The organism is Mycobacterium sp. MOTT36Y, assembly GCF_000262165.1.
In the GTDB taxonomy this organism is placed as follows: domain Bacteria; phylum Actinomycetota; class Actinomycetes; order Mycobacteriales; family Mycobacteriaceae; genus Mycobacterium; species Mycobacterium intracellulare.
Genome location: NC_017904.1, coordinates 99,731 through 115,919, shown reverse-complemented (window position 1 = coordinate 115,919; position 16,189 = coordinate 99,731). Strand labels below are relative to the sequence as shown.

At 66.1% G+C, this 16,189-nt stretch carries 18 protein-coding genes; 3 read left to right on the top strand and 15 right to left on the bottom strand.

Annotated elements, in window-relative coordinates:
• Positions 1–42 precede the first annotated feature (42 nt).
• Positions 43–210, top strand: a complete 168-nt coding sequence (locus tag W7S_RS27080) for a hypothetical protein (RefSeq protein WP_009955626.1) — start codon at positions 43–45, stop codon at positions 208–210.
• Between the two features lie 53 nt (positions 211–263).
• Here W7S_RS27080 and W7S_RS00575 read toward each other — a convergent pair whose 3' ends face one another.
• From W7S_RS00575 to W7S_RS00515, 13 genes are all read right to left on the bottom strand, one after another.
• Entirely contained in the window at positions 264–635 is a 372-nt protein-coding gene (locus W7S_RS00575) for a hypothetical protein (RefSeq protein WP_009955627.1), read from the bottom strand.
• Positions 636–647: 12 nt separating this feature from the next.
• Positions 648–872 carry a hypothetical protein gene (locus tag W7S_RS00570; protein ID WP_014710781.1) on the bottom strand — a complete coding sequence of 75 codons (225 nt, stop codon included), beginning with the start codon at positions 870–872 and terminating at the stop codon, positions 648–650.
• Positions 873–1,143: 271 nt separating this feature from the next.
• Complete coding sequence (locus W7S_RS00565) at positions 1,144–2,403, bottom strand: TetR/AcrR family transcriptional regulator (RefSeq protein WP_009955629.1); 1,260 nt, start codon at positions 2,401–2,403, stop codon at positions 1,144–1,146.
• A gap of 129 nt (positions 2,404–2,532) precedes the next feature.
• Complete coding sequence (locus W7S_RS00560; RefSeq protein ID WP_014710780.1) at positions 2,533–3,330, bottom strand: mannan-binding family protein; 798 nt, start codon at positions 3,328–3,330, stop codon at positions 2,533–2,535.
• Between the two features lie 12 nt (positions 3,331–3,342).
• The gene (locus W7S_RS00555) at positions 3,343–3,936 is read right to left on the bottom strand and encodes a hypothetical protein (protein ID WP_014710779.1); all 594 of its coding nucleotides are present in this window, start codon (positions 3,934–3,936) and stop codon (positions 3,343–3,345) included.
• A gap of 31 nt (positions 3,937–3,967) precedes the next feature.
• Positions 3,968–5,218 carry an MlaD family protein gene (locus W7S_RS00550; protein WP_014381598.1) on the bottom strand — a complete coding sequence of 417 codons (1,251 nt, stop codon included), beginning with the start codon at positions 5,216–5,218 and terminating at the stop codon, positions 3,968–3,970.
• A complete protein-coding gene (locus tag W7S_RS00545; RefSeq protein WP_014378796.1) occupies positions 5,215–6,447 on the bottom strand; it encodes an MlaD family protein in 1,233 nt (410 codons plus the stop codon). The genes W7S_RS00550 and W7S_RS00545 overlap by 4 nt, the downstream gene beginning before the upstream one ends.
• 2 nt (positions 6,448–6,449) lie before the next feature.
• Complete coding sequence (locus W7S_RS00540; protein ID WP_014378795.1) at positions 6,450–7,565, bottom strand: MCE family protein; 1,116 nt, start codon at positions 7,563–7,565, stop codon at positions 6,450–6,452.
• A complete protein-coding gene (locus tag W7S_RS00535) occupies positions 7,562–8,608 on the bottom strand; it encodes an MCE family protein (RefSeq protein WP_009955638.1) in 1,047 nt (348 codons plus the stop codon). Before W7S_RS00535 ends, W7S_RS00540 begins: the two co-directional genes overlap by 4 nt.
• Positions 8,601–9,680 (bottom strand): MlaD family protein, encoded by a 1,080-nt coding sequence (locus W7S_RS00530; protein ID WP_014378794.1) that lies wholly within the window; start codon positions 9,678–9,680, stop codon positions 8,601–8,603. Before W7S_RS00530 ends, W7S_RS00535 begins: the two co-directional genes overlap by 8 nt.
• On the bottom strand, positions 9,677–11,248 hold the full coding sequence (locus tag W7S_RS00525) for an MlaD family protein (RefSeq protein ID WP_014378793.1): 1,572 nt from the start codon (positions 11,246–11,248) through the stop codon (positions 9,677–9,679). The genes W7S_RS00530 and W7S_RS00525 overlap by 4 nt, the downstream gene beginning before the upstream one ends.
• Positions 11,249–12,106: an ABC transporter permease gene (locus W7S_RS00520; RefSeq protein WP_014710778.1), complete on the bottom strand. Its 858-nt coding sequence runs from the start codon at positions 12,104–12,106 to the stop codon at positions 11,249–11,251. It lies immediately after the preceding gene.
• Position 12,107: 1 nt separating this feature from the next.
• Positions 12,108–12,977: an ABC transporter permease gene (locus W7S_RS00515; protein ID WP_008262772.1), complete on the bottom strand. Its 870-nt coding sequence runs from the start codon at positions 12,975–12,977 to the stop codon at positions 12,108–12,110.
• 328 nt (positions 12,978–13,305) lie between these two features.
• On the opposite strand from W7S_RS00515, the gene W7S_RS00510 reads away from it, so the two are divergent.
• A complete protein-coding gene (locus W7S_RS00510; RefSeq protein ID WP_014710777.1) occupies positions 13,306–13,917 on the top strand; it encodes a hypothetical protein in 612 nt (203 codons plus the stop codon).
• Positions 13,917–14,618, top strand: coding sequence for a hypothetical protein (locus tag W7S_RS00505; RefSeq protein ID WP_026071081.1), 702 nt, complete (start codon positions 13,917–13,919; stop codon positions 14,616–14,618). Before W7S_RS00510 ends, W7S_RS00505 begins: the two co-directional genes overlap by 1 nt.
• A 21-nt stretch (positions 14,619–14,639) precedes the next feature.
• Here the strand turns inward: W7S_RS00505 and W7S_RS00500 are convergent, their stop codons facing one another.
• Together W7S_RS00500 and W7S_RS00495 are read right to left on the bottom strand one after the other, a co-directional pair.
• Positions 14,640–15,596: a dipeptidase gene (locus tag W7S_RS00500; protein WP_009952086.1), complete on the bottom strand. Its 957-nt coding sequence runs from the start codon at positions 15,594–15,596 to the stop codon at positions 14,640–14,642.
• Positions 15,593–16,177 carry an arsinothricin resistance N-acetyltransferase ArsN1 family B gene (locus W7S_RS00495; protein ID WP_014710776.1) on the bottom strand — a complete coding sequence of 195 codons (585 nt, stop codon included), beginning with the start codon at positions 16,175–16,177 and terminating at the stop codon, positions 15,593–15,595. The genes W7S_RS00500 and W7S_RS00495 overlap by 4 nt, the downstream gene beginning before the upstream one ends.
• Positions 16,178–16,189 lie beyond the last annotated feature (12 nt).

The window sequence follows — 16,189 nt, the reverse complement described above, 5'->3', positions numbered from 1 at the left end:
GACCCTGACAGGAGCCATCGCAGACGTTCGGAGGAGATCCCGGTGGATCAGGAAGTCAACGCCGACTCGCCCGCTGCGCCCCAGGACGCGCGGAAGACAACCGAGGAACAACGCAAACTGCAGGAACAGCTCGAGCACCAGCACGAAGACCCCAACGCGCCGGGTTTGCACCAGTCGCGGCATGACACCCCCGACGAGAGCACGCGATAGGCTCACCGACAACTGTTGATTACCAAGCGTTTTCGGATCCCGATTATTGTCGATCAGCCTTCGCTGTGCTCGATGCGGGCTCGACGATCGTGGGCGAGCGCCGCGGCCGCCACCCAGGTCAGGGTCAGGCCCCCGAGGGCGGCCGCGGGGATCGCCCACGCGCGCCGGGCCATCAGCGCGTTATTGCACTGGCGCACGTAGTTGTTGCCCGCCGCGTGCGGCGCACCGGCGCTTGCCTTTTGGCCGGGCGGCTTCTTCTCCGCATTGGAGGCCTGGGTCAGATCGGTGGTAAAACCGCTGCCGCATTTGACTTGCCAACCGAACTGGTCGTAGGCCTCGATGAAAACCGGGAACCGGAGCGCGAAAAGTCCGCCGGCCAAGAACACCACCGCCGCGAAGACAATGAGCGGTCCGCGGGTGACCATCCCCCTGAGCCCCTAGGTCATGCACACGTTGGCGAAAAGCAGCACCGGCCAGGACACGATCGAGCCGAGGAACGACACCACCAAATCGACGCCGTGCATGTCGTGCAGATGCGCCGTGTGGGTGCTCGACCAGATCACGCCGACGATCAGGTACGGCGTACCCAGCAGGATGCCCAGTCCCAGCAGTTCGGCGATGCTCAACTGATACTCGAGGAGCTTGCGGAGTCTGGCGAGCATGAGCGTCCCTTTCGCGCGGGCGCCGCCGGAATTGCCGCCGGCCCACACCAAGCGATGAGGACCACCACATTCCGGCGCGCGGACTGGACGCTGAATATGTTAATCCCTATTCGCACGTTTTGGTAGTGCAGGGGAACGGCCGGCGGTGATCGGCATGGCGACTTTACGCGGAGATATGCTGCTGCAACAGCACGTTCAGTACCACCGACTCGTCGGTCGCTGCGCACGCATCACAGCAAGTGCAGCGCGGTTCTTCGGAGTGAATTGTCTTTCAGCGACGTTGTCGGATCTCGCCGACCGCGTCGGGCGACGCGGCCGGCCGCCCCAGCACCGTCACTTCCATCAGGCGACGAACCGTGAGTGTGGCGGACTGACTGGTGTCGGGGTACACGAGTCGCCCGATGTCCACCGCGAGCGCGAACGCGGCGTGCACGGCGTACCGCGCGCGTCCCAGGGTGAGTTCCGGTCTTGCCGCGACGGCCAACCGGGCCCAGGATTCGACGGTCGAGCGCTGAATGTTGTAGAGCAGCACCGCATCTGACTCGGGCAGGTTGTGACGCTCGGTGTAATAGACGCACGCGAGCTCGGGGTTGGCGAAGGACCGGGTCACATAGGCGTCGATGAGCCGGGCGAGTGCCTGCTCCGGATCGTCGCTGGTGGCCAGGATGCTGGACAGGTCGCCGGAGAGTTGGTCGGCGGCGCGCCGGTAGTAGACCGCCAAGATGGCGGCCTTCCCCGGAAAGTATTGGTAGATGCTGGCAACCGGTATGCCCACCGCGGCGGCGATGTCCTCCATCCCGGTCTCGCGGTAACCGCGCTCGTTGAACAGGCGCATCGACTCATGGAGCAGCAGCTCGTAGCTGCCCGCGGCGCTGGTCAGCGTCGACGTCCGCAGCGGTTCGGAGCCGCGTGGGTGCTGCGCCGGCAACTCGGCGTGCAACACCGCGGTCGCGATATCGGTGAGCGCTGCCCGGATCTCCGCGTTGCCGAGGCGGGACCGATGGTCGGTGATACTGCCGATGACGCTCAACGTGGCCGCCGACAGCAACCAGCGTTGCCGCGATGTGAGTTTGGGGCGCAGCCTGACCAACGGCCGCTGCAGGCGCCGGTTGATCCGCTTGATCTGCTCCGCCGAAGCGCGTTGGTCGTCCCCGCGCAGATAGCGGCCTTCCCACCGATACAGCCCGCCGGTGGTGCGGTTGACGATGGTGGTGTCGATCAGCGCACGGGTGAGCGCGCTGAGGACCTTTTCGGGATCGGCGTCGGCGGGCACGTCGTCGGCGAACGCCGTCGCGTCGACCAGTTGCTGGCCCAGCGCCAAGACGACATCGCGGAACAGGTCGTATTTGCCTTGCGAATGCCGGTACAGCGCGGCCGCGGAAATCCCGACCCTCGCCGCGATGTTCTCCATGCTGACGGCGTGGTAGCCGAGCTCGCTGAAGGCATCGGTGGCGGCGCGGGCGATCTGGATCTTGCGGTCCTTCGGGCGCCGCTTGACGTGATCCGCAGACGAGCGGCTAGCCGATGGCATACAGATCACCGTAGCCGCAGCGGCGGCTGATCGGGCGATCGGTGGACCGCCGGTTTTGTGGGGACGGCAAGGTGGGGCCGCCCGGCCGGGCGCAGCGTCGTACGCGAGGTCATTGGACGTCTAACCCCGTTACGCCCCGCCGAATTCCGGCCGCAGCACCGGGCTGAGCGCGCTGAGCGGGATGTGTGGCTGGGCGGTGCCTCCGTCCATAAACCATTGCTGGGACTGCCCGTACTGGATCGGGGAGTCGTGCCCGACCGGGTAGTCCGGCATGTAGAGAATCAGCTCGTCGGGCGTGAGCGCCCACGCCTTGTAGCCCCCGGAGAACACGTTGTCCGGTGTCCAGCGGTCGACGGTGAACGGATATGTCCCCGGGGTGTGTTGCCACGCGGCGCGGTCGAGCGCCTCCTGAATGAAGGGTTCGGCCAACGGAGGGATAGCGGTCAGCGGGGCGACACCGGGTTTGGTGATGTCAGCCAGCTGCAGCGGCCGTCCGGACGCCATGTCGAAGGTGAACGTGCGATAGGCGTTGTTGAACGACGGCCCGTCGGCGTGGTAGTCCTCGTGGAAGGCCACGCTGAGCGCGCGCCCATGCGAGAAGACTTGGAAGTTCTCCTCGCCCCAGCTGTCTTGGACCATCGAGGCGCCCTTCGCGCGCCAGTTGTTCATCAGGGTGTGCAGGTACTCGCGGATCGCGGGGCCGCTGGTCGGGTTTTCGACCAGATCGCCCGGCAGGGCCATCTTGATGTCGCGCACGGCTTTTCGCTCGGATGTCACCGAGGCGTGGCAGTACTGTCCGTCCCAGTCGCCGCCGAGGTCGCCGCAAAACGACTGCGCCGACGCCGACGCCGGCGGCGCGGTCAACACCGCCGTGGCCACCGCCGCGGCCACCGCCGCGACACTGGCCGAGAGCCGGATAATCCGCATGACCGAAACGCCCTAGGGGAGTTCGACTTTGCTGGCCAGCCAATGGCCGCCGACATTGTCCATCGTGATCTTCATCCGACTCCGGTCGACGCGGCCGTCGGGACGCACGGCATTGCTGACCGTCTGGTCGACCATCAACAACACCACCACCCTGGTTTTGCTCAGGGATTCGATCGCGGAGTCGACGACCGTGCCGTGCGCGGTGGCCTTGTTGTCGACCAGCAGCTGCCGAAGCTGCACGCTGGCCTTGGTGTAGGTGTCCTTGAATTCCCCTGTGGCGCGGTCGAGTACGGCGGAGAAGTTCTGGTCGACCTGGTTGGAGTCGATGCTGGTCAGCACCTGGGCATAATCGATCGCGGTTCGCTGGGCCGCCTGCCCGGCCTGAGTCACCGTGTGCTCATCCCACAGCTTCCAGCCCAGCCCGCCCGCAAGGCCGAATGCGCCCAGGTAGACGGCGGCCACCACGGCGACGCCGGCGTACCTTTTCCACTGGCGCGCCGCGGTTTTCGGGCCCTTCTCCCCGGCATCCGACGCGTCTTCGCCGTCGTCGGGCGGCTTCTCGATGTCCTCGGTGGTGTCGCATTCTTGGTCGGCGGTCACGGTCACGGTTTCTCCTCGAGGTCTGGGCGTCGGTAGGTCAGTGGGGTGGTTCGATCGGCAGCACCGGTCCGCCGTACGGCGTGGGAATGGTGAACCGGCCCTTGGGCGTTGGATCCGCGGTTTGGCCGAGGTCGGCGCCGGCCGGGGGGCCCGCGGTGTCGTCGCCGCCCGGCCGGGGGGCGTTCTTGGCGCCGCGGATCAACACCTGGGGATCGTCGTCGCGGCAATAGGTGTACAGGAACGGTTCGGGGTAGTCCGCCGACGACGACGGCCGGCGCGGGGTGCCGTAGTCACAGGTGTAGCGCGGGTAGATGTCGGCTGTCGCCCACAGCCCGTGCTCGTGCATGGTCGTCATCAGGGCCTCGAGCGTGGACCCCCGGTAGTTCGGGAAGACCGCGTTCAAGGCAGGAACCCGGACATAGATGATCCGCGCGGTGGTCACCAGGTTGGCCAGCAGCCCGACCATGGTGTCGGAGTTGTCGTCGAACAGGTTGTCCACCGACGACATCGCGTGCGGTGTCTGGTCGACGAATTTGCGATAGCCGCGGTCCATTTTGTTCACACCGGTCATGAGGTCGCCGACATTGCGTGCGGCGACCGCGAGCCCGGCATTCTTGTCGGAGAGGGTGGTCAGGACGACGCGACTGGTCTTGAGCATGCTGACGGTCTGCGGCAGCACCGGGTCCATCGTGGAGAGCAGGAACGTCGAACCGTCGATGATGTCGGTGAGCTTTTGCGGGCCCTCCTTGCTCAAACTCAGTTCGCGCTTCACGATTTCGAGCTTCTTCGGGTCGGCTTGGGCGAGCATCCCATCGGCGTCGGCCAGCACCTGGGACAGCGGGATGGGAGTCGTGGTCCGCTGTGGGCCGATCACGCTGCCGTTCGACAGGAACGGTCCGCTGTTGGAGGCGGGCTCGAAATCGATGTACTGTTCGCCGGCGGGCGAGAGTCCGGACACCCGCACCGGGCTGACAGCGGGAATCTTGGTGTTCGCGTTGATGTTTGCGATCACCTCGACACCGGTGGGTGTGGGTCGCAGCGACTGAATCCGCCCGACCCGGATCCCGCGGACGGAGACGTCCTGGTTGGCCAGCAACCCGCCGGATTCGGGCAGCCGGATCGTGACCTGGAAGGTGGAGTCCAGCGGATTGATGCGCAGTGCGCCGATCGCCAGGTAGGCCAGGCCGACCACGAGGGTGAGCACCAAGGCGAGGCCGGACAGCCAGGCGCGCTGGCGGTGGCCGGCTCGGACCGCGGCGACGATGATTCGAGCGAGGGTGTCGATCATCGCGGTGGCTCCGGGTTGATGGGATCGGGCGGCGCTTCTCCCCCGGGCGCCGGGGGGAGGGGCGGACCGCTCGGCGTCCACGGGGTCTGGCCCATCGGCGTTTGCGGCCCGCGACCCACGACGCGTTCCTGCAGGCGCCACAGCACGTACTTGATGGAGCCGATCATGTAGTTCCAGTCGCGGCGCATGGGTCCGTGAAATGCCGGGTCGCCCTTGAACCCCCCGGTCTCCGCCCCGGTACCGGGTCGCGATCCCATGACCAGCCGGTCGAAGCTTCCGCGTACCGAAATGGCGTCGCTGGACGTGGTTTTCACGAACGGCGGGATCAGCCGGTTCAGCGCGGCGAGGCTGGTATCGGGGCTCAGCACCACGTCGTTCCAGGCGGCGGCGATGGTGTTGGCGTCCTTGATGACGCTGCGGCCTGTCTTGTCGGTGCCGGCGATGGAGGGGAATTTGGAGAGCTGCCGGGTCGTGGCGCCGAGTTCGTCGACCACGTCGGCGATTTCATCGGCGTTGCTGGACAACACGTTCGTGGCCGGGCCGACGGCCTGCAAGACCTCGGTGATCGCCTGGTTCTTCTCATCCAGGCGATCGGCCAGGCCCGCCGTCTCGGTCACCGCCGCGTCGATCTGCTCCGATCGGGCGTTGAGCTTGCCCAGCAATAGATTGGTCCGGTTGATCAGGTCGCCGAACGCGCGTCCCTGGTCGCCTGTCGCCTTCCCGGCGCCGTTGACGATGTTGGTGAAGTTGCGGACCGCACCGCCGTTGACGAGCAGCGCGGCCGAGCTGAGCACGCTCTCGACGGTGGCGGCGGCGCGGGTGGCCGGCAGCCCGATGGTTTCGCCGCCCTTGAGCAGCGGCGCATTCGGGTCCACCGGGGTCGGTGGCTTGATGGCGACGAACACGTCGCCGAGCGGTGTCGCGGATCGCAGCTCCGCGGTGCTGCCGACGGGGATGCGCACGCCGTCCATGATGCGCAGGGTGGTCACCGCGGTGTAGTTGCGCGCGACCATCTTCTCGAGTTGCCCGACGTCGGCTCCGGCGAGTTTGACCTTGGCATGGGCGGGCAGATTCAGGGCGTTGGAGAACACGGCGTTGAGCAAATATCCACCGCCGCCGATTCCCGGTGCCGGCAGCGGCAAACTGGCCAGGCCGTTGGTGGCACAGCCCGCACTGACCATCACCGCGCTCAGCGCCGCCGCCGCTGCCTTGTGCTTGCCCCAGGTCATCGCTACTGCCCCATCGCCGAGAGGCCGTCGAGGATGTAGGTCAGCCCGAAGTCCGGGCCGTAATCCTGGAGCGTCCCTGTGCTGCAGCCCAATTGGCGCAGGTGCATCAGATTGCACAGCTCCTTGGCCGACTGGCTGTCGGTGAGCGCCTTGTCGAGCAGGCCGTGCACACGGATCGCGCCATTGGTGCGGTCGACGGTGTTGTACAGGTTTTCCAGTGTCAGCGGGAGCACGTCCAGCATCTCGGCCACGACGCGCTGATCCGCGACAACCGTCTTGGCGACCGTGTCCCCGTTGCGGACGGCCTGCTTGAGGTTGTCGCGATTGTTCTCGATCAGCGTGGTGACTTCTTCGAGTATCCGGTTGATGGTCCGCCCGGTGGCGCCGGTGCCGAACTTCTCGTCCGCCAGGATCTGGCTGAGCTGCCGTGTGGTGGAACCGAACTCGCGTACCTTGGCGTCGTTGCGCGCGGCCGCCTCGGTGATCGAGCTGAGGTCGGTGATGATGGTGGTCAGTTGCTCGCGGGTGGTGACGCCACGCTCGGAGCTGAGGCGCAGCGCTTTGGAAAGCTCGTCGAGGGCGGCCAGGATCTTCTTGCCGTTCCCATCGGTGATGGCGACCGCCGCGTCGCTCAGGTCGGCGACCGGGCCGCCGCCTTTCCCGTCGCCCTTGAGCGATTTGGAGACTTTGTCGAGCATGTCGAGCACGCGGTCGAACGCCACGGGCGTCTTCGTCCTGGTCAGTCCGATGGTGTCGTGGTTCTTGAGCACCGGTCCGCTCCGGTATGGCGGGGTCAATTCAACCTGGCGGTCGGTGAGTATCGAGGTGGTGATCGTGACGGCACGGACCGCGGCGGGGATCTTGACCTTCTTGTCCAGCGTCAGCTCGGCCTCGACGTAACTGCCTTTGGACGTGACCTTGCTGACCTTCCCCACCGGCATGCCGAGCACCGCTACCACGTTTCCCTCGTAAAGGCCGGCGGCGCTGTCGAATTGAGCGATCACGGTCATCGTGTCTAGTCGGGATTTGACATAGTGCCCTACCAAGCCGATGGCGACGGCCGCCGCCGCGGCTGCCACGGCCGCGACGGCGATGAGCCTGCGCCGACCGGAAATCATTTGCAGTCCTTGAAGTACTGGATCATCTTGAATTCCTTCGCGCGCCCACTGATGGCGCACATCCACGAGTCGATGGCGAGCCCGTTGGGCAGGTTGAATTCGACGACCGGACCGTAGCCGGTGGCGTTCGTCAAGCCCCGCAGCGCCACCGGGGCGACCTGCAGCGTGTTGCGCACCAAGTCGTCGTGCTGGCCGATCATGTTCGTCAGGTCATGCAGGTTGACGAACAATTCGTCGAGCATGGGGCGGTTGGTGACGACGACCTTGTCGAGCTGATCGACCAGCTCGGTCAGCGCCGCGAACATAGCGTGGAAGGTGGCCTGGCGGGCCACCAGGTGGCCGAGCAGGTCCTGCCCTTGATCCATCAGATGCCCGATGTTGGTCTGCTGGCGCCGCAGCGTATTGACCACTCGCTGAGTGCTTTTCAGCAGCGTGCCGAGCTGTCCCCGGCGGTCGGCGGTGATCGTCGACAACGTCTGCAGGTTCGCGACCGCCTGCGGAACCAGCGGGGGCACCCCGCCCAGTTGCTTGCCCAGCACGGCGAGCGACTGCGCGAACTGGTCGGAATCGACCTGCTCGAATGTGGTGGTGGCGTCTTCGAGCAGAGACTGCAGGTCGTAGGGCACCGCCGTGTGGGACAGGGTGATCGTCTTGCCCGGAATCGATCCCGGGCCGTCGGGCACCAGCTCCAGATAGCGCGATCCAAGGATGGTCATCACCTTGATGACCGCCCGGGTGTCCTTGCCCAGCGCGACGTTGTCCCGCACGCTCAAGCCCGCTTCGACGTGATCGCCGTCGAGTTTCATGCTGGTGACGTGCCCGACCTCGATCCCGGCGATGGTGATGGGGTTTCCGGGCCGCAGCGTGGCGGCTTGCAGGAATTCGGCGGTGTAATGGGTGTAACCGACGCCGAGAAGCTTGATCCCCAGCGACACCGCGACGAGGACCGCGACCACCGCCAGCCCGCCCAGCCCGAGCCAGGTCCTGTTGTAGGACTCGAGCGGTCGCCAGCGCAGCCATCGGGTTCTCAGTGCGTCAGCCATTGGCCATGTTCCTGCATCGCGGGGTGTGCCACCCCATGTTCTTCGTGGTGATCGGATACGCGTTTCCGGGCGTGGCCGCGTTGACGATGAACGTGGTGATGTCGTTGAGCCCGGGGAAGAAGCCCGTCGCGTTCAGGTCACACGCGTAGGCGTTGCCGTAGGAACCCTCGCTGAGCGCCCGCGCGAAACCCTTGAGCAATAGGGGGAGGTTGTCACCGGTGAACGCCAGCTGGGGCTCGATTCCGGCCAGGTGCTTGCTGAATCCCGGCTCCCGGGTGATCAGCTGGTTCAATGACGGGTCGACGTCGTCGGCGATCGCCGCGAGGCGGCGGGTAACCCGGGCGATCGAACCCACCGAGTCCTGCAGCGCCGGGCGGCGGGCATCGAAATTGGCTACCGCGGAGCGGGTTTGATCGAGGGCGTGGTCGAGGTCGTCGTTTTGCCGCGCGACGGTGTCGGTGACCTTGGTGAGATTGCTGATGAGGTCGCCCAACGACTGGTCGCGCGCCGACAGCGTCCGCGTGATCGTCGAGGTCTGCTGCACCAGCAGCGGAATGGACGCCTGGTCGCCTTGCAGCGACTGCAGGACCCCCTTGGTCAGGTCGTCGGCGTCTTTGGGGTTGAGCAGGGTGAACAGCGGCTCGAAACCGTTGAGCAGCTTGCCGACGTCAAAGGAGGGGTCGGTCTGCTGCACCGGTATCACGCTGCCCGCCGAAAGCGTTCCCCTGCTGCCGGTTTCGCCGAGCGACAACCCCAGATACCGCTGCCCGATGATGTTCTGGTAGGTCACCGATGCGACCGTGTTGCCGTACAGGTGCTGGTCGTTCTCGACGATGAACGAGGCCTTCGCCAATTTGCCGGCCAGTTCGATGTTTTCGACGCGGCCCACCCGCACGCCGGCCATGCGGACGTCGTCACCGATGCGTAGTCCATACACGTCGGTGAACATCGCCGCGTACCGCGTGGTCGGCCCAGCCACGTCGCGCCGCAGGGTGGCGTACACCATCCACGTCACGGCGATGGCGATCGCCATGAACAGCGACAGCCCGATCAGCGGTCCGCGTACCTTCATTTCGGCTCACCACCCGGCGCCGGCTGCGGTTGCCGTGGTTTCAGGGAGACCGTGGCGCCGCGCGCCACCGGGCCCAGCAGCAGTTGCGTCGCCACCGACGCCGGACGACCCTGGCCGGTGATCGCGCCGAGTTGGTCACGTTCGTGTTGGCTGCCCACCGGGCCGACGTTGCCGCCGTAGGCCGCCGGCGCGGCCGCGTCGGGCGGGCCCGGACTCGGGGGAGGCGGTCCCGGCGCCGGTGCCGGCGGCGCGTCGTCGGGGTCGGCGGTCCCCGGGACGCGGGGTGTCGGGCCGATCTGCCACGGCCACCACGGCAACGGCGGGTTGGGGTCTTCCAGGCTGGGATTCGGGTTGAACAGGGGCGGGCCCACCGCGGTGAGGTTGCCATCGGGTCCGATCTGCGTGCCCGGGGGCGGCGCCAAATCCGCTGGCGCGTGGTAGTTCTGCGGCAACAACACCTCGGGCAGGTCCGGGCGCACCGCGATGGTCGGGGCGGTGTAGCAGCTCGGCCCGAGCAACTGACCATACCGCGGGCAATCGGCGCGGGTGTAGGTGTAGGTCGGGGTGAGCGCCAGATTGACTCGCATGTTCCCGGTGTCCATTTCCGGGTCCCACACCTCTTCGAAGAACTTGTCGGACAGCCGGTTCAGCCGAGTGAAGATGGGGACGAATTTGTCGCTGTTCAGGGCGAACACGCCGAGGGCGGGCGTGAGGTTCTGGCTCATCTCGATCAGCTGGTCGGTGTGGTTGTCGAACGCTTGCCGGTTCACGCCGAAGGTGTGGCGCGAGCCGGTGACCAGAGACCGGAATTGCTCGTGCTTTTCGGCCAGGGTTTGCATCGGTTTGACCGCGTCGTGCAAGACGTCGACGAGGTCGGGCGCGGTGGCCTGCAGGCCGCGGGTGGCGTCCAGCAGCGCGGAGACCGTGGACGGGCCGGGGTAGGTGGTCACGATGGCATTGAGCTCGTCGAGCACCCGGGTCAGCTGCGCGCCGGCGTTGAGCAAGGTGCCGCGCCGGTTGTTGGTGGCGGCCGCGACGGCGGCCAGGATGCCGACACTGTGGTCTTCGCGGCCCCGGCCGGTCGCGGCCAGGATGTCGCGTAGCTTGCTGATCGTGGTCTGGAAGATCACCGTCGACAGCTGCAGGTCCTCGGGGATGCGCGTCCCGTTGCGGATGCTCGGGCTCGGGGCGCCGTCGACGAGTTGCACCGACGAGACCGCGAACACGTTGCTGGGCACCACGCGCGCGGTCACCGCGCTCGGGATGTCCTTGGCGTATTCGGGTTTGAGGTTGATGTGCACGTAGTTCGGCTTGCCGTAGGCCGCCGGGACGACGTTGTCGACGGCGCCGACGAGCAGCCCGTGGTATTTGACATCGGACCGCGCCGGCAGCCCATCGCCCACGTTCGTCAGCTCGGCGACCACGCGGATGTAGTCGTTGAGCCGGCCGGTGGACTTCAGCAGCAGGCTTCCCGTGATCAGTCCCGCGATCAGCAGCACCGTCGCGCCCAGGGCCACCAGCTGTTGGTCGGTGGGGCCCCGCCCGTCGAAATCTAGCGAATTGGCCATTCAGCCACCGAATCTCGCGCCGGCGTCGATGCTCCACAGCGCCATCGTGAGCAACATGTTGACCATGATCACGACGGTGATGCTCGCCCGCATGGCATGGCCGGCCGCGACGCCCACGCCCTCGGGTCCGCCCGCGGCGTAGAACCCGTAGTAACACTGCACGGTGGAGGAAAGCCACACGAAGACAACGCATTTGAGTACCGAGTAGGCGATGTCCTTGGTGCTGAGCATCATGGTGAAGTAGTGCAGGTACGGGCCGATCGATCCGCCGCTGATGATGTTGGCGACCACCTGGCACGTGAGGTAGGTGACGGCGAGGCAGGCGATGTAGAGCGGGATGACGGCGATGACGGAGGCCATCAGCCTCGTCGTGACCAGGAACGGGATGGGGCGTATCGCCAGGGATTCCAGGGCTTCGATCTCTTCGGCGATGCGCATGGCGCCGAGTTGGGCGGTGAACCGGCAGCCGGCCTGCATCGCGAACGCCAGGGAGGCCATGATGGGCGCCAGTTCGCGGGTGTTGACCAGTGACGAGATGATCCCGGTGGCGGGGCCGAGGCCGAGCAGGTTGAGAAAGTTGTATCCCTCCACGGCCACCAGTGCGCCGGCGGTGAAGCCGAGGACCACCGCGACGCCGGCGGTGCCGCCGCCGACCACGATCGAGCCGTTGCCCCAGGCGATGTTCGACAGCAATCGTAGGAATTCCGTGCGGTATTGCCGAAGCACGATCGGCACCGCGAGCACGGCACGGACGAAGAAGACCAGCATGTGTCCCAGCCGCATGGTAGGTGCGGCCGCGACCCGGTACGCGCCGATGAACGGTCGTGCGAGTCCGGGAACGTATGCGGAGGCCGTCATTTCACAGTCCCGTCCTGGGGAACAGCGTGTTGTACAACTGGCTGATCCCGACGTTGACGATCATCAGCACCAAAATCGACTCCACCACGGCCGCGTTCACCGAGTTGGCCACGCCCGCCGGCCCGCCCTTGGTGAAAAGCCCTTTTTGGCAGGCGATTACCGCCACGATGGCTCCGTAGATCACGGCCTTGAGCAGCGCGACGATCATGTCCTCCGTGGTGGCGAACGACGAAAACGTCGCCACGAAACTTCCCGGTGCGCCGCGTTGGAAGTAGACGTTGAACAGATAACTGGCCAAAAAGCCGACGAAGCAGGTGATTCCGGTCAGCGCCACGCCGACCATGATGGCGGCGGCGAAGCGAGGGACGACCAGGCGGCGGATTACCGAGACCCCCATGACCTCCATGGCGTCGGTTTCTTCGCGCATGGTCCGAGACCCGAGGTCCGCGGTGATGGCGGACCCGACGGCCGATGCCATCAGCACCGCGGCCACCAGCGAGGCGGCCTGACGGATCACGGCGAGCCCACTGGCGGCGCCCGCCAGCGAGGTCGCGCCGACCTGGTTGGCCAGCAGGGCGAACTGGATGGACAGCGTCACCCCGATGGGCAGCGCCACCAGGACCGTGGGCAGCACGGCGGTCGCCGCCATGAAGGCCCCCTGCCGCACGAACTCCGCCCACTGGAAGCGGCCGGTGAACAGGTCGACCATGCAGTACTCGACCGTGCGGACCGCGAGGATGTACTGCTCGCCCAGTGTGTTCAGCGAGGCGAGGGGGTGCCGCACCACATAGCCCGCGGACCACTCCTGGATGGTGGCCACACTGTCGGGCGCCCGATCCTCGGTGAGCGGGCGATCGTCCTGGGCGGTCATCGCCGGATGCGCCTCGGCGCGGTCACTCGCCGGTACGGCTGTTCATCGGTGAACCTTTGCTGTGCCCCCACGGGCGGCTATGTTAACCGCTATTCAGGCTATGCGAAAGATCTCACTTTGCACTTTGTGCAGATTTGGCGCTCAATTGCCCCGCCTGGTGCCGCTATGACCCGTGGTCACTTCGCATCTTCGCCTGCCAGCGGGTCCTTGACGCGACGCCGACTTCGCGAGAAGATCCCGTTCCAGGCCACAGATGTTACTGGACATTTGTCGACTAAATGGTTGGTTAGAGCGGTCGCGAGTTATCGTGTTCTCGGGGAAGGCGCGGATGATTCTGGCGAGGTTGCGACAGGCGGGCGGAGGCATCGTGTGTGCCGGCCAGGCGCTGCTCGCGACCGCCGTCGTGCTTTCCGGCACCGCCTACGCCGATCCGGGTGAACCTCCCCCACCGCAGCCGGCGTTCACGCCCGCGCCCAGCGATTGGTCACCGAACTTCGACGTCTGGCCCTACAACACGTTCACCTCTCGGGTGACCCCCGAGATGATCGGCGGAATGTCCGACTCCTGCCAATGGTTCAAGTCCCAATTCGATCCGTTGATGGGCCAGATCAACGACTTCAATCGCCACCTCGGTGACCACCATGACGACTACACGGCCGGCGGCATGCAGCGGAACGCCGATGCCGTTGTCGCCAACATCGATCGGTCGACGGCCTTTCTGGGCCCGCGGGTGAAGCCACTGATCATCACCAACGAACCCGACAACTTCGGCCCCTATTCGCCGTTATACGGCGGGGAATCCATGGTCCACTTGGCATTTCAGTTGTCCCGGATCAGCGACAGCATCAAGAGAAAGGATCCGTCGGGCGTCACCCACGCGAATATCGTCTCGGCCATCGGCTGGGCGAACGCGCTGCGTGACTCCGGCGCATGTAACTGATGAACCATCGCCCATCGCTACGAACAGTCGGCAACCCACGGACGTGGTTGGTGAGTCGCTTCCGCATCGCCGCAGAAGGCACAGAAGTTGCCGAAGACACGGAAGCGGCGGAGGCCGAGGACGACGACGTCAGCCGTCCACCGGCCGACGCCTCCCCGGACACGGACCCCGGTGAGGGCTCTGCCGACGGGGAAGACGATCAGCGTCCGAGCAAGCGAAAGGGCCGGCGCGTCAACGTCGCTCGTTGGGCGGCCGCTCTGATTCTGGCGGTCGTACTCGCCGGCGCCGGATACGAGGGCTGGTTGCTGTTCCAGCATCACCAGAAGGACGTGGCGGCGGCCCAAGCACTCACTGCGGCAAAGAAATACATCCTCGCGCTGACCAGCGTGGACACCAACGCGATCGACAAGAACTTCGCCGAAGTCCTCGACGGCTCGACCGGCGAGTTCAAGGACATGTACACCAAATCCAGCGCCCAGCTGCGCCAAACGCTCATCGACAACAAGGCGGCGGCGCACGGCAACGTCGTCGACGCGGCGGTCCAGTCGGCGACCGAGGACAAGGTGGACGTCGTGCTGTTCGTGGATCAGTCGGTGAGCAACGGTGCGGCGCCGGCACCTCAGCTGGACCGCAGCAGGGTAAAGATGACGATGGAAAAGGTGGACGGCCGATGGCTGGCCAGCAAGGTCGAACTGCCGTGAAGTGATGCGCCGGTGGCCTGTTCAGGCGCGCCAGGCTTGTTTGGCCACCCGATAGAAGTTGCCACCGAGGACCGCGTGGATGTCACGACCGTTCCATCCCCTTCCCCGCAGGTGCTCACCGAGTGTCACAAAGGTTTCCGGCGGCACCCACTGGATCGGGCCCCAGCGGGTGTAGCTGGCGTCGAACAGGTGGGGATTGCGGCGCAGCTCGTTGGCGAAATCGGCGGCGTCGAAACAGAAGTCGGTGCTGATACCGACGTGCTCGATGCCGACGAGGTCGACGGCGTATTCGAGGTGCCGTGTCATCGCTTCCAGCGTGGGCGTGTTGGGTCCGAGGAAGATGCCGACGCCGGTGATGCCGATGACACCGCCCGTCTGCGCGCAGGCCCTGGCCTGATCGTCGGTGATGTTGCGGGGATGGTCCCACAACGCGCGCATGCATGAGTGGCTGTAAATGACCGGGCCGGTCGATACCTCGCACATGTCGAGACCGGTGCGCGCACTGCAGTGAGACCCGTCGGGAACGATGCCGACCGTGTTCAGTTCCGCGACGATCGCACGGCCCCAGGCGGTGAGGCCGCCGTCGGTGCGGTCGAGGCAGCCGCTGCCCGCGCGGTTGGCGTTGTTATAGGTCGGCAACAGGGTGCGCACTCCCAGGTTCGCCAGCCTCCGCAGATTCTCCAGGTCGTCGTCAAGCGGGCGTGAATCTTCCAGGTCGAAGACGACCGCGATGCGCCCGGCTTGGGTCGCCGCGTCTACCTCACCGAGGGTGGCCGCCAATTCCAGGCCGGGGTGGTCGTCGATCGCGGCACGATAGTGATCCAGCAGCGCCACGGCGTCGCCGAAGCTGTGTGGTGAATATCCCGCGTTGACCGAAAGCACCGTGCCACCGGCGAATTGGTAACGATTCAACGGCCCGATGTCGGCGTCGGTGGCGAGCGGCAGGCACGTGTGCTGGTCCCACAACAGGGCGGTCATGGTGGTGAACTCTCCTGAGGCGAGCCGTTACCCTCGAGCGCGGAGTCGACGGCCCGATCGGCCAGTTCGGGCCAGGGCCTCGGTTCGCGCGGGGACGCGGGCGGGTCGGCCAAGCGACGATGCCACCAGCCGACATCCCACCATCTTTGTCGCTTGAAGCCCCCGTCGCGAAAGACGCCGACCGGGGTGAAGCCCAAGGCTTCGTGCAGACCGACACTGGCAGCGTTGGGAAGCGTGATGCCGGCATAGGCATTGATGTGCCCCTGTGCGGCAAGCACATTCAGCAGCGCCGTGTAAATTCGGCGGCCATGTCCCCGGCCCTGAACGGATGTGTCGAGGTACACCGAAACATCGACGCACCAACGGTAGGCGTCCCGTGCCCGGTGTGGGCTTGCGTAGGCGTATCCCTTGGGGCCTCGACTGTCCGCGACGACCAGCCAGGGCAGCGTTGCCAGCGTGGTGGTCATCCTCGACCGCATCTCCTGAACGCTCGGGGCGACCGTCTCGAAGGACACGGCCGTGTCCCGCACATACGGCAGATAGATGTCCACGATGGCGCCCGCGTCCTCGGGCGTGGCCATTCTTAGCCTCAC

Excerpts from the sequence above, each read along its gene's own strand:
- W7S_RS00525 (WP_014378793.1), bottom strand. The coding sequence starts at position 11,248 with ATGGCCAATTCGCTAGATTTCGACGGGCGGGGCCCCACCGACCAACAG.
- W7S_RS00575 (WP_009955627.1), bottom strand. The coding sequence starts at position 635 with ATGGTCACCCGCGGACCGCTCATTGTCTTCGCGGCGGTGGTGTTCTTG.
- W7S_RS00510 (WP_014710777.1), top strand. The coding sequence starts at position 13,306 with ATGATTCTGGCGAGGTTGCGACAGGCGGGCGGAGGCATCGTGTGTGCC.
- W7S_RS00520 (WP_014710778.1), bottom strand. The coding sequence starts at position 12,106 with ATGACGGCCTCCGCATACGTTCCCGGACTCGCACGACCGTTCATCGGC.
- W7S_RS00500 (WP_009952086.1), bottom strand. The coding sequence starts at position 15,596 with ATGACCGCCCTGTTGTGGGACCAGCACACGTGCCTGCCGCTCGCCACC.
- W7S_RS00505 (WP_026071081.1), top strand. The coding sequence starts at position 13,917 with ATGAACCATCGCCCATCGCTACGAACAGTCGGCAACCCACGGACGTGG.
- W7S_RS00540 (WP_014378795.1), bottom strand. The coding sequence starts at position 7,565 with ATGATTTCCGGTCGGCGCAGGCTCATCGCCGTCGCGGCCGTGGCAGCC.
- W7S_RS00570 (WP_014710781.1), bottom strand. The coding sequence starts at position 872 with ATGCTCGCCAGACTCCGCAAGCTCCTCGAGTATCAGTTGAGCATCGCC.
- W7S_RS00515 (WP_008262772.1), bottom strand. The coding sequence starts at position 12,977 with ATGACCGCCCAGGACGATCGCCCGCTCACCGAGGATCGGGCGCCCGAC.
- W7S_RS00495 (WP_014710776.1), bottom strand. The coding sequence starts at position 16,177 with ATGGCCACGCCCGAGGACGCGGGCGCCATCGTGGACATCTATCTGCCG.
- W7S_RS00530 (WP_014378794.1), bottom strand. The coding sequence starts at position 9,680 with ATGAAGGTACGCGGACCGCTGATCGGGCTGTCGCTGTTCATGGCGATC.
- W7S_RS00560 (WP_014710780.1), bottom strand. The coding sequence starts at position 3,330 with ATGCGGATTATCCGGCTCTCGGCCAGTGTCGCGGCGGTGGCCGCGGCG.
- W7S_RS00545 (WP_014378796.1), bottom strand. The coding sequence starts at position 6,447 with ATGACCTGGGGCAAGCACAAGGCAGCGGCGGCGGCGCTGAGCGCGGTG.
- W7S_RS00550 (WP_014381598.1), bottom strand. The coding sequence starts at position 5,218 with ATGATCGACACCCTCGCTCGAATCATCGTCGCCGCGGTCCGAGCCGGC.
- W7S_RS00535 (WP_009955638.1), bottom strand. The coding sequence starts at position 8,608 with ATGGCTGACGCACTGAGAACCCGATGGCTGCGCTGGCGACCGCTCGAG.
- W7S_RS00565 (WP_009955629.1), bottom strand. The coding sequence starts at position 2,403 with ATGCCATCGGCTAGCCGCTCGTCTGCGGATCACGTCAAGCGGCGCCCG.